Source organism: Arthrobacter cheniae (genome assembly GCF_003602275.1).
Classification (GTDB): domain Bacteria; phylum Actinomycetota; class Actinomycetes; order Actinomycetales; family Micrococcaceae; genus Arthrobacter_D; species Arthrobacter_D cheniae.
This window is the reverse complement of sequence record NZ_QZVT01000005.1, coordinates 135027-150225: the sequence shown is the minus strand read 5'-3', so window position 1 is coordinate 150225 and position 15199 is coordinate 135027. Positions and strand designations below refer to the sequence as shown.

Here is a 15199-nt window from a genome sequence, read left to right as displayed (position 1 = left end):
CGTGTCAGCGCCCCAGTCCATGAAACTCATCGTCGACGGCGAAGAGAAACAGGCGACCACGGGCACCACCGGCGCTGAGCTGTTCGGAGAGCGGCGAGACGTCGTCGTCATGCGGGTCGACGGGGAGCTGAAGGACCTCGACCAGGAACTGCCCGACGGCGCATCCGTGGAGGGCATCACGCTCGAGGATCCCGCGGGCCTCGAGGTGCTCCGGCACTCCGCCGCCCACGTCATGGCGCAGGCGGTCCAGCAGTTGCGTCCGGGTGCCAAGCTCGGCATCGGCCCATACATCACCGACGGCTTCTATTTCGATTTCGACGTCGAGGAGCCCTTCACGCCGGACGAGCTCAAGCAGCTCGAGAAGATGATGCTGAAGATCGTCAACACCAACCAGCGCTTCGTGCGCCGCGTCGTGTCCGAGGACGAAGCCCGCGAGGCGATGAAGAACGAGCCGTACAAGCTCGAGCTCATCGGGCTGAAGGGCGGGGCGACGGACGAGGACGGCGCCTCCGTCGAGGTCGGCGCCGGTGACCTGACCATCTACGACAACGTGGACCGCAAGTCCGGCGACGTCGTCTGGCAGGACCTCTGCCGCGGCCCGCACCTGCCCAACACGAAGCTCATCTCCAACGCGTACGCGCTCACCCGCTCCGCCGCCGCCTACTGGCGCGGGAGCGAGAAGAACAAGCAGCTGCAGCGCATCTACGGTACGGCGTGGCCCACGAAGGACGCGCTGAAGGCCTACCAGGAACGCCTGGCCGAGGCGGAGCGCCGCGATCACCGGCGTCTCGGCACGGAGCTCGACCTGTTCTCCTTCCCCGACGAGCTCGGCTCGGGCCTGCCGGTGTTCCACCCCAAGGGCGGCATCATCCGCAAGGCCATGGAGGACTACTCGCGCCAGCGCCACACCGACGCCGGATACGAGTTCGTCTACACACCGCACATCACGAAGGGCCACCTCTACGAGGTCTCCGGCCACCTCGACTGGTACCGCGACGGCATGTTCCCGGCGATGCACGTCGACGAGGAGCTCAACGAGGACGGCACGGTGCGCAAGCCCGGGCAGGACTACTACCTCAAGCCGATGAACTGCCCCATGCACAACCTGATCTTCAGGTCCCGGGGCCGGTCCTACCGCGAACTGCCACTGCGCCTGTTCGAGTTCGGTTCCGTCTACCGGTACGAGAAGTCCGGTGTGGTGCACGGCCTGACGCGCGTCCGCGGCATGACGCAGGACGACGCCCACATCTACTGCACGCGCGAGCAGATGAAGGACGAGCTGACGGGAACGCTGAACTTCGTCCTCGGACTGTTGAAGGACTACGGCCTCGAGGACTTCTACCTGGAGCTCTCGACGCGCAACCCGGAGAAGTCCGTCGGATCCGATGAGATCTGGGACGAGGCCACCCGCACGCTCGCGGAGGTCGCGGAGGCCTCCGGGCTGGACCTCGTGCCCGATCCCGGGGGAGCTGCGTTCTACGGGCCCAAGATCTCGGTGCAGGCGCGCGACGCGATCGGGCGCACCTGGCAGATGTCGACGATCCAGCTCGACTTCAACCTGCCCGACCGCTTCGAACTCGAATACCAGGCCGCCGACGGCACCCGCCAGCGCCCGGTGATGATCCACCGGGCCCTGTTCGGGTCGATCGAGCGCTTCATGGGAGTGCTCACCGAACACTATGCCGGAGCATTCCCGGCCTGGCTTGCACCCGTGCAGGTCCTCGCCGTTCCTGTCGCCGAGGCCTTCAACGACTACCTGTACGACGTCGTCGACAAGCTCAAGGCCGAGGGCATCCGGGCGCACGTCGACGCCGGCTCTGACCGTTTCCCGAAGAAGATCCGAACAGCCAGCAAGGAGAAGGTGCCGTTCGTGCTCATTGCAGGGGGCGAGGACCAGGAGGCCAACGCCGTTTCCTTCAGGTTCCGGGACGGCAGCCAGGACAATCAGGTGCCTGTGGACGAGGCCGTCCGCCGAATCGTGGAGGCGGTTCGCAGCAGGGAGGCTACTCCCTGATGGCGGACGCGGACGCTGCGAACGGGCTCCCGGCCGGGCAACCGGCGGGAGCCTATCCGGGTGATGCTGCCGTGACGGACGGCTTCGATCTTGCCGGCGTCCCGGATGCTTTCCAACGACTGTGGACGCCGCACCGCCTCGCCTACATCAAGGGCGGACAGGACAAGGTCACGTCGGAGGAGACCTGCCCGTTCTGCCACGCTCCGGGACTGAGTGACGAGGAATCCCTGATCGTGCACCGTGGCGCCCACGCCTTCGTGCTGCTCAACCTCTTCCCGTACAACGCCGGTCACCTCCTCATCTGTCCCTACCGGCACGTCCCCGACTACACGGACATCAACGAAGCCGAGACCGCGGAGATCGCGTCACTCACGCAGACCGCGATGCGCGTCCTGCGCCACGTTTCCAACCCGTCGGGCTTCAACCTCGGGATGAACCAGGGTGTCACCGGCGGCGCCGGCATCGCCGCGCACCTCCATCAGCATGTGGTGCCGAGATGGGGCGGAGACGGCAACTTCCTGCCGATCATCGCGCAGACCAAAGCCATCACGCAGACGCTCGGCGAGGTCCGCGATCAGGTGGCCGCGGCCTGGCCGGCAGGCGACGCCACGGGTGGTACTCCCGGGTCGGTGTCCTGATGCTCAACAAATATGCGAGGGGATTCTTCACGCGGCTGCTCACGCCCTTGGCGCGGCTCCTGCTCAGGTGGGGCGTCACTCCCGACGCCGTCACCGTGGCCGGGACCATCGGAGTGGCCGGCGGTGCCCTCGTGTTCTACCCGCTGGGACAGTTGTTCTGGGGCACGGTCTTCATCACCCTCTTCGTCTTCTCGGACATGATCGACGGCATCATGGCGCGCATGAAGGGCCACGATGGTCTGTGGGGGAGCTTCCTCGACTCGACCCTGGACCGCATCGCCGACGGCGCGCTCTTCGCCGGCGTCGCTATCTGGTTCTTCACGGGCGGGCAGAACCCTGCCATCGCCATCGCGGCACTCGCGTGCCTGGTCCTCGGCATGATCGTCTCCTACGCGCGAGCCAAGGCAGAATCGCTCGGGTTCACGGCCAATGTGGGCCTGGCGGAGCGCGCCGAACGCCTCGTATCCGTCCTCGTCGTCACGGGGCTGACGGGGCTGGGCCTGCCCGAAGGCGTCCTTCTCACCGTTCTCGTGATCCTGGCACTGGCCAGCGTCGTCACGGTATTCCAACGTGTGAGTGCGGTGCGGCAGCAGTCGCTCGAGGCGCCGTCGCCGTCCTGACCCTGCGCCGAGAGTTAGGTGCATGATCGGGTTCCGACAACCCGGCAGCCCGGAAGGTCCGCCCGCGACGGTCCCGGGCATCCTCCCCGGCGGCTTGGCACCGGGGTATCGATGCGTCCGCTTGCACGGTTCTCCTATCCGCCGTCGGACCTCCACTGAAGTGGGTGGCCGCCGCGATGACTTAGCGCCGGATGAACCGTCTAAGAGGGGAGGACACCTGCTCAACTCGGAAGGACGCCCCCATGCCACATCTTTCAGGATTCCTGCCCGCGGACCTGCACATCGTTTCGCAAGTGGATCTGCTGCTCCTCCAGCGGGGTGCCGTACCGCGTAGCTCCCGGCCTGAAGCCACGCGGGCAGGACATCGCTCCTCACCGTGGCCCGAGCAGGCGGTGGACCGCGTACTCGACGAACTCGAGCGCCGCGAGATGATGGCCGCCCGCTGCCCGACGGTACATGGCCCGACGGTACATGCGCCGAGGCACTCGAGTTCGCACGGCGACGACACCGGGTAACGGGACCTCATCCTCCGCCGGAGCTGTCGCCCTGCAGCTCCGGCGGGCAGCATCCCTGCCATGGGCGGTGGACAGGGTGGCAGCACGGCCGTGTCCCCACCTCCTGATTGCTCCGGTCGCTTACGCTTTCGCGGCGCCCGAGGGTGCTGACCCTATGGACCAGACCCGAGGCGGCACGACCCCGTTCACCGAGTGGTCCCCGATGATCCTCGCCTTGAAGACCCACGGGTTATGGTTGGCAGCCGTACGCGCGTTCCGCCAGTGACGATCGAAGTTCTTCGCCGTGCTCACGCCGGAGGCGGCGAGCGCGTTGAAGACGTCCGATGTCGCCCTCGTGGCAAGTGCCGTCAGGATCACCTGCGCCTTCGCGGTCTCGAGTTCGGCGACGTCGTTCCGCCGCTCGTCCTCGGCCTCGTCGTCGAGGAAGGCACCCTCATAGGCGTGCTGCAGGGCGCGGGCGGCCCGTTCGACCGTGGCGTCCGCGGCGTAAGCGGCTGCGGAGACCTCTCCGATGACCTGCAGGATCTGCGGGTCGGCCGCGAACGACGAAGCATTGCCGTGGCTGAAGATCCGGGTCCGGTTGCGCACCTCGTGTGCGACGTCGCGTTCGGCTGCAGTGATGGTCCCGGCCAGGACGGCGAGCAGCACCGCCTGGTAGAAGGCCGTCTGGTACTTGAACCTGGTGTCGAAGTCGATGACGTTCCCGGCGTCGACCCGCGCCCGCTCGAAGGTCGAGGTACCGGAGCCGGTTGTCTGCTGGCCGAAACCATTCCAGTCGTCGGCGTGCGTGACCCCGGGCTGGTGGGCGCTCACCACCGCGATCACCTTGACGTCGTTGTCGGTGCGCTGGGCGAAGGTGTCGATCCAGTCCGCGAAGATGCTGCCGGTCGAGTAGTACTTGGTGCCGCTGATGAGGAAGCCGCCGTCGTGCCTGTCGGGGTCGGGGCTCACCTTGGTGATGACGTCGCCGATCGTGACGCCGCCGACCTCCGTCCACGAATTGCCGACGGTTTCGCCATCGACGAAGCGCTTGAGCCAGACTGCGCGCTGAGGGCCGGTCGAGACGAGGCGGTCCTCGACGAAGGCGAAGTGCGCGCGCAGCGCTTGCGGGATGTTCGAATCGGCAGCTGCCAGCTCGGTGAGGAGGCGGAAGAGCTGTGGCAGGGAGGCGCCGAGACCGCCGTCTGCGACCGGCACCCGCAACGCTCCGAACCCGGCAGTGATGAGCGATCGAATCTCCTTCCGGGGCAGCTCATGGTCGAGCTCGCGGCGTGACGCGCCCTCGGCGATCTCGGCGAAGAGGGGCCGGAAGCGGGCGGCCAGGAGTTCGTAATCCGCGTCCGTGGTCGGAGGGGTGTGGGTCAGGGTCGGCATGTCGGACCTTTCGCTGGTGGAGATCGAACGGGAAGGGTGGGAGAGAGGAAGCAGAGGAGCGTCAGGCTGCGACGGGTACCGGTGGTGCAAGGACACGCACGGGGCGTGCGCTGATGGTGGCGGCCACGACGAACAGGACACCTAGGGCTGCGGCAGCAGCGATGACAGAGGTACCGCCCGACGGCCATGCTCCGTTGAGGCCGAGGACGGCGGGAATTACGGTGCTGGACGTGCCGACGAGGATCGCGCTCCAGGCGGTGATTCGTGTGAGGCGCGTGGCGCCGCGGGCGAGCAGCAGGAAGAAGAGACTCCAGAGCACCGCCCAACCGAGCCACAGCACGGAACTGACGGGGTCGCTGTCGGCCGCAGTTCCGGCGAACACGACTGCGAGAACGGCGACGAAGGCACAGAACCAGCCGACGCCGGCGGAACCGAGGCCGGCGACCGAGCTCAGCCCCACATAGAGGTAGGTGAGACCGAACAGGACGATTCCGCTGGCCGAACCAGCGGCTTCCGGGCCTCCCGTCGATGCGATCAGCAGGGCGATGACCAGTTGGAGTACGCCGATCACCAGGTTGAAGAATCCCGAATCGCGCGGTGCCACGCGGCCCAGCAGGCCGAGACCGTTGATCAGAAGAGCTGCTCCGGAAAGCAGGAGACAGATGTATGACATGGACGTCCCATCGACGGGACGCGGACCCTCGGGTACGCGCCGTGCTTGCCCCGCGCGGTTCACGCAGTGCCGGATCTTCACCTGGGGCACCCCACCACGGAGGGGGTTGCCGTCCGACGAGCCAGGGCTTTGCGTCGGAACTCTTGATCTGTGCTCCCGAGACTAGGCCGACAGAGGCGGAAGAAACGGCATTGAGACGCGCGGTAACGCACTATGACCTCGCGTGACCTGAACCGTGCGGACGACCGCGGATGACGTTGCGGACCCTGATCCGGCGGAACATCCGAGACGTCCGACTTGTTATACGAGGTAATGACAACAGCCCAGGAAATGGACCTGACCACCCTCTCTCCTACCCGTCTGTGGGTGCCCAGACACGTGATGATCACGCGGGCCGCAGCCGACCTACCGCACACAGCCGAGATCATCAGGCGCTGCGAAATCGCCGGCGTCGACGACATCCGGATCCTGCCCGGCAACGCGCTGACGGGACTCCGTGGCGCCACCGAGCGCGAAACCTACGCATCCGCCAAGAACACGCTGGCCGTCGTCGTCGCGCCTCCGAGCGCCCTCAAGCCGCAGCCGATCCCACCGAGCGCGGACTGGCGGATCGACCTCGCCAAGGGCTGCCCCGCCCACTGCCAGTATTGTTACCTCGCCGGATCCCTGCAGGGGCCTCCGGTCACCCGGGTCTACGCCAATCTCGACGAGGTGCTGGGCGGGATCCGCACCCACTCCGGCAGGGGTTCCGTCACCCGCGGGACCATCGATCGGGGTGACGAGGGCACGACCTTCGAGATGTCCTGCTACACCGATCCACTCGGCATCGAGAGCGTGACCGGCTCGCTTGCTGCCGCGATCTCCCGCGTCGGCTCGGGCGAGTTCGGCAGCGACGTCCAACTGCGGTTCACCACCAAGTTCGACGACGTCGGAGAGTTGGTGACGCTCGACCATGGGCGCCGGACGCGGGTCCGTTTTTCGGTCAATGCCGCCGAGGTAGCCAACCGGTTCGAGGGCGGAACGGCGCGTATGCCGGCCCGGCTCGCCGCCCTCCGTGCTGTGGCCACAGCCGGCTACCGTGTAGGCCTGACGATCGCCCCCATCATGCCCGTACCGGATTGGCGCGAGCAGTACGGCGCATTGCTGGACGAGATCTCCGAGGCAGTCGCAGGTATCGACGACCTCGACCTGACGGCGGAGATCATCACGCACCGCTTCACCCCGGCGAGCAAGGAGGTGTTGCTGAGCTGGTATCCCAGGACGAAGCTCGACATGGACGAGGATCTGCGGAGCCAGAAGCGTTCGAAGTTCGGCGGGGTCAAGTACGTGTACCCGAAGCAGACCATGACGGAGATGCGGCAGTGGTTCACGGAGGAACTGGAGCGGCGCCTACCCGCTGCCCGGCTCCTATACTGGACCTGATCCATCCGCATCCATCCGCGCGCGACGGCGGCGTGCGCGTTACCGGAGGACGCCGGCGAGCGGGGGAGGGGTCGCGAGCGGCGTATCATGAAGGGTCAGCTTTTATCTACCTTTAGGGGCAAGTTGTGTCCACCGTTGAAGACAATTCGGCAACCACAGCGCAGACCGGCGGCAACCGGGTCAAGCGCGGTATGGCTGAAATGCTCAAGGGCGGCGTCATCATGGATGTCGTCACAGCCGATCAGGCACGCATCGCCGAGGACGCCGGTGCGGTAGCCGTCATGGCGCTCGAACGGGTTCCCGCGGACATCCGTGCCCAGGGCGGCGTCTCCCGCATGAGCGATCCCGACATGATCGACAGCATCATCGACGCCGTGTCCATCCCCGTCATGGCCAAGGCCCGTATCGGCCACTTCGTGGAGGCACAGGTCCTTCAGTCCCTCGGCGTCGACTACATCGACGAGTCCGAGGTCCTCACGCCGGCCGACTTCACCAATCACATCGACAAGTGGAAGTTCACCATCCCCTTCGTCTGCGGTGCCACCAACCTCGGTGAGGCGCTCCGGCGTATCAACGAGGGCGCTGCGATGATCCGCTCGAAGGGCGAGGCTGGTACCGGTGACGTCTCCAACGCCACGATGCACATGCGCAAGATCCGCTCGGAGATCAACAGGCTGTCCTCGATGGCCGAGGATGAGCTGTACGTCGCTGCCAAGGAGCTCCAGGCTCCCTACCAACTCGTGAAGGAAGTGGCCTCCGCCGGCCGCCTGCCCGTGGTCCTGTTCACCGCGGGTGGCATCGCCACGCCTGCGGATTCGGCCATGATGATGCAGCTCGGCGCCGACGGCGTCTTCGTCGGCTCGGGCATCTTCAAGTCGGGAAACCCGGCCGAGCGCGCGAACGCCATCGTGCAGGCGACGACGTTCCATGACGATCCCGACATGATCGCCAAGGTGTCGCGTGGACTGGGCGAAGCGATGGTCGGCATCAACGTGGACGAGATCCCGCAGCCGCACCGTCTCGCGGAGCGCGGCTGGTAGCAGCTTTGAAGTACGGCCCGTAGGACGGCCGAGCGCCGGCATCGGGCCCGCAGCGGAAAGGACCGCACCCTCAGGAGGGTGCGGTCCTTTCTGCTATCGGCCGGTATCGCCGTCATGCGTCAAGGGTAGCGACGTGCGGCGCAGTGGCACGGAGCGGGGCTCAGAGATGCAGGGCGTAGGTCCTGCCGCGTCCGATCAGCGTGAAACCGCGCCGAGAAAGGAACTCGAATCCCTGCGGAGTGGCATTCACGGCGAGGTTCGTGGCCCCGGCATCACCCGCCGCCCGGGCCGTCGCGCTCAGCAGCGCTGTGGCAAGACCGCGCCGCTGGTGGTCCGGCAGCACTTCGAGGTGATGGATGCCGCCGAGGCGGTCGAGCCCGTCGACACCCGAGGGGTAGAACGAATACGCCGCGCCGGAAAGCATGCCGCTGTCCCGGTCCCGTGTCACCGCGTGCCAGGCCTGCCGAGGCTGGGACCTCACCACCCGCAGTTCCTGCTCGAGCGGGCCCGAGTAGTCGGGAACGTCCGTTGTGAGGACGGCGGCGTCGTCGTCGGAGCGGACGACGGCGGACACAGGTGCCGCCATCCACCAGGGCTGCCAGCTCGGGGAGAACCCGACAGCTCCCAGTTCGGTGGCGTTCACCGCGCTGTTCAGCCACACGCGCGCCGATGAGGCGCCGAGACGCATGCCCTCGGCCAGGGCCGGCCGGACCGCGTATGCGCTGACCCGCTCGGGGAACATCATCATCAGTTCCTTCCGAGCGGGCAGCCAGACCCAGGTGGAACCGTGCGTCGAGAACGTCTTCCCGCCCGTGGCCGTGGCCAGCGCAGCACACCACGCGGACTGGAGCCGCTGGCACTGCGCGATGGTCACCATCCCGCACCGCCGACGGGACGGGAACTCATGCCAGGCCGCGGCGTACGAGCAGCGGGTGCAGGTCGGCATCACGGCCGCGGAAGCGGCGGAACGCCTCAAGCGGATCGATGCTGTTGCCCCGCGACAGAAGTTCGCGCCGGAAGTGGTCGCCGTTCTCGCGCGTCAGGCCACCGGAGGACTTGAACCACTCGACGGTGTCGGCGTCCAGCATCTCGCTCCAGATGTACGCGTAGTAGGAAGCCGCGTAGCCTCCAGCGAAGATGTGCTTGAAGTAGGAGGTGCGGTAGCGCGGGGGAACGGGCGCAAAATCCACGCCGGCATCGGCGAGGGCGGACGCTTCGAAGGCGAGCGGGTCCTCGATCACCGTGCCGGCGGGGATGGAGTGCCAGGCGAGGTCCAGGAGGGTGGCTCCGAGGTAGGCGGTCGTCTCGAAACCCTCACCCCACGCTCCGGCGGCGTGGATGCGGTCGATGACCTCCTGGGGAAGTGCCTCGCCGGTCTCGTGATGGCGCGCGTAGTTCGCGACGATCTCGGGCCAGAGGATCCACATCTCGTTGACCTGGGAGGGGTACTCGACGAAGTCGCGCGGCACCGAGGTCCCGGCGAAGAGCGGGTAGGTGACGTCCGAGAACAGCCCGTGCAGTGCGTGGCCGAACTCATGGAACGTGGTGACCACCTGGTCGTAGGACAGCAACGTCGGTTCCCCGCGTCCGGGCTTCGAGATGTTGAGGTTGTTGATGACGACGGCGCGGGTGCCCTCGAGCGTCGACTGGTCGACGAAGGAGTTCATCCAGGCTCCGCCGCTCTTGGTATCACGGGTGTAGTAGTCGCCGAGGAACAGGCCGAGTCCGGATCCGTCCTCGTTGAAGACCTCCCACACCCGGACGTCCGGGTGATAGCCGACGAGGTCGGGTCGCTCCGTGAACGAGAGCCCGTAGAGGCGGTTGGCAGCGTAGAAGACGCCGTCGTGAATGACCCGCTCGAGCTCGAAGTAGGGGCGCAGCGCGTCCATGTCGACGTCGAACTTCGCCTTCCGGACCCGGGCGGCGTAGAACGCCCAGTCCCAGGGCTCGATCGGGTGGCCTGCCTCGGCCTCGAGCTCGGCAGCCTCGTCCCGCGCGTTCCGGACGGCCGGAGCGGCGAGTTGCCGCATGCGGTCCATGATCGCGTCCAGCGACGGAGCCGTCTGATTGTCGGTCGCTGCGGCGGCGTAGGTGTCGAAGCCGAGCAGGGCGGCGCGCTCGGCGCGTAGGGTCGCCATGCGGGTCGCGATCGCGAGGGTGTCGGCGTCGGTGCCTCGCGCACCCCGGTTGACCGACGCCTCGTGCAGGCGACGGCGCACGCCCCTGTCGGTGAGCGATTCCAGGGCCGGCTGCGCCGTCGGCAGGATGAGGGTCAGGAGGTACTTGCCCTCGTGGCCGGCATCCGAAGCCGCACCGGCTGCGGCGGAAATCGAGTCGGCGGACAACCCGTCGAGCTCCTCGACCGAATCGAGCAGCAGCGCGGAGTCATTGGTGTCCTTCAGCAGCTTCTGCGAGAACTCCGTGCTGAGCCCCGACAGCTCGGAGTTGAGCCGCCGTAGCGTGGCCTGCGCGTCGTCGTCGAGCTCCGCGCCCGCCCTGACGAAACTGCGGAGGTATTCCTCGACGAGCCGCACGGACTCTTCGTCGAGCCCGTCGAGCGGCACTTGACGGAGGCGTCCGAACAGGGCCCGGTTCAGCTTGATGTTGTCCTCGTGCTCGGCGAGGCGTGGGGCCACCTGCTGTTCGAGGTCTTGGATGGCCGCCGTGGCGTGGCTGACCGAGTTGCTGAAGAAGACGCTCGACACCCGGTCCAGCGTGCTCCCCGCACGCTCGAGCGCGACGACGGTGTTCTCGAACGTGGGCGTCTCGCCCGAAGCCGTGATGCGGTCGATGTCGGCGAGGTGCTCCGCGAATCCCGCATCGAAAGCAGGCAGGTAGTGCTCTTCCCTGATGGAGGCGAAGGGGGGCAGCTGATAGTCGAGGGTGCTCGGCTCGAGGAAGGGGTTGCTCATGGGAACTAACTTTTGCACGATGTTGCACCTTCGTGCACCACCCTCGACCGTGCTCGGGCAGCATACCTACGGTCGGAAGGCCGCGGATCCTCCCCAAGGGTGAGGCGCGCATGAGCGGAGCATCCCTCGGGCCATGGTCGGAAGTCCCTACGCGTCGGGCGAGGTGATCATCGGATAGACGAGTACTGACGGAGTCAGAGGCCTTCGAGCAGCTCTTCCATCTCGTCAATCTCGGCCTTCTGGGTGGCGACGATGGTCTCGGCCAGTTCCACGGCTTCGGGATTCTGCCCGTTCTCAATCTCGTTCCGTGCCATGCCGATCGCACCCTCATGGTGGGCCGTCATGGACTCGAGGAAGATGCGGGAAGCCTCGACTCCCTCGGCGGACTCGAGTTCGGACATCTGGCGCTCGCTCAACATGCCCTCCATGGATCCGGAATCGGAGCCCATTCCCGTATCCGTGCCGTCCATCGAGTGGCCTTCCATACCGCCGTCCGGTTCGACAGGCTCATCCCAGGCTTCGAGCAAGCTGGTCATCGTCCCGATCTCCGGGCCCTGGGCTTCCTTGATCCTCGTTGCGAGCTCTGTGATCTCAAGGCTGATGCCGTCCTGAGCGAGCATCAGGTCGCTCATCTCGACAGCCTGCTGGTGGTGGGGGATCATCATCTGCGCGAACATGACGTCCGCGTCATTGTGTTCCGACGGCAGGGCGTCGGAGCTGATCGACCCTCCAGTGGACGAAGAAGTTCCGGCGGCCGCGCTCGGGGCAGGTGCCGCTGCCTCGGCGCTCGTGGTTCCGGTTGTCGTGTCACTGCCGGTGGTGCCGGAATCGGTGCCGCAGGCGGAGAGGGGGAGGGCTGTCGCGAGACCCAGTGCGGCAAGAGTGAGGTAACGCTTCATGATGGCTAGATCTTTCAGGACTCGGATGGGTGTTTTGTCGGTTGCTTCCGCCCTATGGGCACGGAGACCCGTTGTGCGTGCTCGGTGCGAGGTCGCTGTCCGGGATACCGCGGCGTCCTCGCTGTCGCAGCGGATTATTCGTGAGCCGGCTCGCCGCTCACGCGGTGATCCGCGTGATTCATACCTTCGCGGATGAGGCGGGTCAGGTGCCCGTCAACGATGCTGTACTCGACGTTGCGTGCGATCTTGCGTGTGGAGACGAGGCCGGAAAATCGCAGTTTAGCCAGGTGTTGGCTGACCGCGGTGCGATGTGCGCCGGTCGCTGCGACGAGGGTTCCGACGTCGGACGGGTTCTGTGTAAGGAGCCAAAGGATGTGTAGTCGGGTCGGATCGGCAAGCATGCGGAAGGTTTCCGCCCCTGCCTCGAGGCGCTGCCTGTCCGGTTCTATCGGATGGACGAGACTGGGCCCACCGGAGGGGGGCGAGTGCACGATCGGGGGTGGTGCTGGAGCCCGATGCGGTGCTGGGTCGTGTTCGTTGAGTTGCTCGCCGATGTCGATCACCGTCCTTCCCTGTTCACTTCGCTGTTGATCGCTACGTTACCGCCGGCTTCTCGTGTCCCCGGTCACGTCCTCTGCACCCGCGGGTGCGCCGGCCGATTCTGACGGCCACACCGATACGGCGGTGATGGTCCCGGCCAGGGCGAGCGCGCCGAGAATGAGGGCTGCAGCCGTTTGGCCCGCGGCGGCTCCGACCCATCCGGCGACGGGGTACGTGAGCATGAAGCAGGCGTGCGAGAGGGAGAACTGGGCCGTGAAGAGGTAGCTTCGCGTCTTGTCCGTCGCTACCCGCCTCAGCAGCCGCGAGGACGGTGTACTGATCATCGACGTCCCGATGCCCAGCGCGAACCACAGGCCAAGAAGCAGAAGCCATGGTGCGCCCGTCGGTGCAATGAACGCAGCACCGACCAGGCCCAAGGGCACGATGGTGCCACCGATCAGCATGAACGTGCGGTCCGGCATGCGCTCGAGGACTCGTGGTGCGATGAACGCGACGAGCATCGACCCGGCACCGTAGAACGCCAGGGCGATCGCGACGTCGGTGTTGGATCCGTCGAACAGGTCCCGGGCGTAGACGACGGTGTTCACGAGTACGAGGGCTGTGGCGGCGGCGACGACAAGATTGAGCGCCATCAGTCCGCGCAGGGCCGATTCCCGTTGGAATATTCGTGTGCCAAGGGTGGTGCGGTGTAGGAGCGAACCGTGAGCGGGTGAGCTTGGGGGAGTGGGAAGCCTGGTCGCAAGGACCATCGCAGCAGACACCAGGAACCCCACCATCGTGCCGACGAAGAGGTTGTGATAGCTCGTGACGGCCAACAAGGCTGCAGCGAGCAGGGGGCTGACAAGGGATTCGAGGTCGTACGCGAGCCTCGAGAGCGACAGGGCCTTCGTGTAGTCCCTCTCCTCCGGCAGGACAACCGGGATCAGGGCCTGAAATGCGGGTGTGAAAGTGGCCGATGCCGACTGGAGGACGAAGACCAGCGCGTAGATCTGCCACACCTGATCGATGAACGGCAAGCTCAGGGCTATGGCCACCCGGACCAGGTCCGCCCCGACGAGGACACCCTTGCGGGGAAGGCGTTCGACCAGCGCAGCCATCAGGGGTGCCACGAAGACGTAGGCGACCATCTTGATCGTCAGTGCGGTGCCCAGCACAGCACCGGCCCGGGCACCGGCCACGTCGAAAGCCAGCAGACCCAGTCCCACCGTGAGCAGGCCCGTCCCCAACAGGGCAACGACCTGAGCGGTGAAGAGGTTGCGGTATGCGGAATGACGGAAGACTGAAAGCAAAGTGCCTCCTTAAGGTGGAATCAGAAGCAATTGCCCTGAGCGTGCATCTGTGCGCACTCACGAACTTTACCTCGTCGAAGGCCCTTGGAACGAACGCTAGATCAGATCATTCTCGACCCGGAACCGAGCAATTCGGCGGTGGAAAAGATCATCATCGCCGGTGCGCCGGAACGCCTCGGGTTCGTCCTGTCCATTGCCGCTCAGCTCCCAGCCGAAACTCCTGAAGAGTTCGTTCTCCAGCGACCGAGCCTCCTTGATCTTCACCTCCCAGTCGGAGGAGGAAATGGGCTCCGAGCAGGTAGGAAGATCCTGGTAGAGCTGGACGCGCCGTTCCCACGTCGGAGCGACGAAGTCGTCCCAGTTCTGACGTGCATACGGCGGGAGCGCCTCTACGGCAAACGTACTCTTGGGGTTTGTGGACGAACCGATGGTGTACGCCAGGGTCGTCACGAGGATGTCTGCCGCCCCGGTGATTTCAGCAAGCAGGTTCTTCACGACCGACTCGGCCAGGGTGGCATTGATCTCGAAAAGTATGATGTCCCAGTAGTCGAGCGCGGTAGGAGGCGCAGGGTCGAATCCAAGCTGGGCCAGCCTGCGCTCGATGCGGTATTCCTCCATACCCTTCACAGCGAGCCCGATGATGTTCCACTGCCACTGTGTGGTCGCGAGGCTGTGGTAATTCCTGCCGTCCTCCTCCCGGAGATTCATCAGGACGTGTCCGGCTTCATGCGCAGCCAGACGCTTGAGGCCGCCGTCAGCCAGCTCGTCCAACACCGATGCATTGATGATCACCTGGTCTTCTACGGTCTTCGCAGCGACTTGTCCACTGCCTCGAGCCGCTGAGTAGTCCTCCAGACCTGAGAGGGTGCGGACGGACTGCTCGAAGTCGGTCGTGACGAGGACCGTACCTTCCGGATCCCCCATGGCGAGAAGCCCCGTCTCCACGTCGTTCCGCTGGTTGCTGGTCAAAGTGATGCCGTCTGTGTTGATGATCATGACCCAACTGTATTGACCAGGGGAGCAGGTGGCACGCCCTGAGAGCTGAAGGAGCCCCTGCTTGGATGCCTCGATGGCCGTAACGACGCGGCCAGGAACGGGTGGAACTGGTAGAAGCCGCGATGGCACCGACCCGCTCACGGGAGGCAGGGAACACCGTCAGCGCAGCGAATCCTTGGGGTGGGTGACCCTGTCTGATGTCGACTTCTCCGGTTAGGCTTTGCCCAACGGTCTCAACCGGAGCGG

The 15199-nt window shown here is 66.0% G+C and carries 14 protein-coding genes and 1 riboswitch; of the genes, 6 read left to right on the top strand and 8 right to left on the bottom strand.

Features of this window, described 5'->3' with window-relative positions; translation table 11 throughout:
- Positions 1-19 precede the first annotated feature (19 nt).
- The 4 genes from thrS to D6T63_RS10930 all read left to right on the top strand — a co-directional run bounded on the left by thrS (position 20) and on the right by D6T63_RS10930 (position 3787).
- Positions 20-2014, top strand: coding sequence for a threonine--tRNA ligase (gene thrS / locus D6T63_RS10945; protein ID WP_407923740.1), 1995 nt, complete (start codon positions 20-22; stop codon positions 2012-2014).
- Positions 2014-2652: an HIT family protein gene (locus D6T63_RS10940; RefSeq protein ID WP_120149079.1), complete on the top strand. Its 639-nt coding sequence runs from the start codon at positions 2014-2016 to the stop codon at positions 2650-2652. The genes thrS and D6T63_RS10940 overlap by 1 nt, the downstream gene beginning before the upstream one ends.
- Positions 2652-3272, top strand: coding sequence for a phosphatidylinositol phosphate synthase (gene pgsA, locus D6T63_RS10935; RefSeq protein ID WP_120149078.1), 621 nt, complete (start codon positions 2652-2654; stop codon positions 3270-3272). The genes D6T63_RS10940 and pgsA overlap by 1 nt, the downstream gene beginning before the upstream one ends.
- A 242-nt stretch (positions 3273-3514) precedes the next feature.
- Complete coding sequence (locus D6T63_RS10930) at positions 3515-3787, top strand: hypothetical protein (protein WP_120149077.1); 273 nt, start codon at positions 3515-3517, stop codon at positions 3785-3787.
- Between the two features lie 120 nt (positions 3788-3907).
- Here the strand turns inward: D6T63_RS10930 and D6T63_RS10925 are convergent, their stop codons facing one another.
- Entirely contained in the window at positions 3908-5161 is a 1254-nt protein-coding gene (locus D6T63_RS10925) for an acyl-CoA dehydrogenase family protein (protein ID WP_182976958.1), read from the bottom strand.
- A gap of 61 nt (positions 5162-5222) precedes the next feature.
- The gene (locus D6T63_RS10920; protein ID WP_120149274.1) at positions 5223-5834 is read right to left on the bottom strand and encodes an AmiS/UreI family transporter; all 612 of its coding nucleotides are present in this window, start codon (positions 5832-5834) and stop codon (positions 5223-5225) included.
- A gap of 36 nt (positions 5835-5870) precedes the next feature.
- A riboswitch (SAM riboswitch) is annotated at positions 5871-5983 on the bottom strand.
- 163 nt (positions 5984-6146) lie between these two features.
- Here D6T63_RS10920 and D6T63_RS10915 point away from each other — a divergent pair.
- Entirely contained in the window at positions 6147-7256 is a 1110-nt protein-coding gene (locus D6T63_RS10915; protein WP_220725922.1) for a spore photoproduct lyase family protein, read from the top strand.
- Between the two features lie 125 nt (positions 7257-7381).
- Positions 7382-8296, top strand: a complete 915-nt coding sequence (gene pdxS, locus D6T63_RS10910; RefSeq protein ID WP_120149075.1) for a pyridoxal 5'-phosphate synthase lyase subunit PdxS — start codon at positions 7382-7384, stop codon at positions 8294-8296.
- Between the two features lie 160 nt (positions 8297-8456).
- Here the strand turns inward: pdxS and D6T63_RS10905 are convergent, their stop codons facing one another.
- The 6 genes from D6T63_RS10905 to D6T63_RS10880 form a co-directional block, all read right to left on the bottom strand.
- Complete coding sequence (locus D6T63_RS10905; RefSeq protein WP_182976957.1) at positions 8457-9173, bottom strand: GNAT family N-acetyltransferase; 717 nt, start codon at positions 9171-9173, stop codon at positions 8457-8459.
- Positions 9174-9198: 25 nt separating this feature from the next.
- Positions 9199-11208, bottom strand: a complete 2010-nt coding sequence (locus D6T63_RS10900; protein WP_120149073.1) for a M3 family metallopeptidase — start codon at positions 11206-11208, stop codon at positions 9199-9201.
- Positions 11209-11402: 194 nt separating this feature from the next.
- On the bottom strand, positions 11403-12107 hold the full coding sequence (locus tag D6T63_RS10895) for a DUF305 domain-containing protein (protein ID WP_120149072.1): 705 nt from the start codon (positions 12105-12107) through the stop codon (positions 11403-11405).
- A 134-nt stretch (positions 12108-12241) separates the two neighbouring features.
- Positions 12242-12670 carry an ArsR/SmtB family transcription factor gene (locus D6T63_RS10890; RefSeq protein ID WP_456236539.1) on the bottom strand — a complete coding sequence of 143 codons (429 nt, stop codon included), beginning with the start codon at positions 12668-12670 and terminating at the stop codon, positions 12242-12244.
- 36 nt (positions 12671-12706) lie between these two features.
- Positions 12707-13957 carry an MFS transporter gene (locus D6T63_RS10885; RefSeq protein ID WP_120149071.1) on the bottom strand — a complete coding sequence of 417 codons (1251 nt, stop codon included), beginning with the start codon at positions 13955-13957 and terminating at the stop codon, positions 12707-12709.
- A 96-nt stretch (positions 13958-14053) separates the two neighbouring features.
- Positions 14054-14953, bottom strand: coding sequence for a hypothetical protein (locus tag D6T63_RS10880; RefSeq protein ID WP_120149070.1), 900 nt, complete (start codon positions 14951-14953; stop codon positions 14054-14056).
- Positions 14954-15199 lie beyond the last annotated feature (246 nt).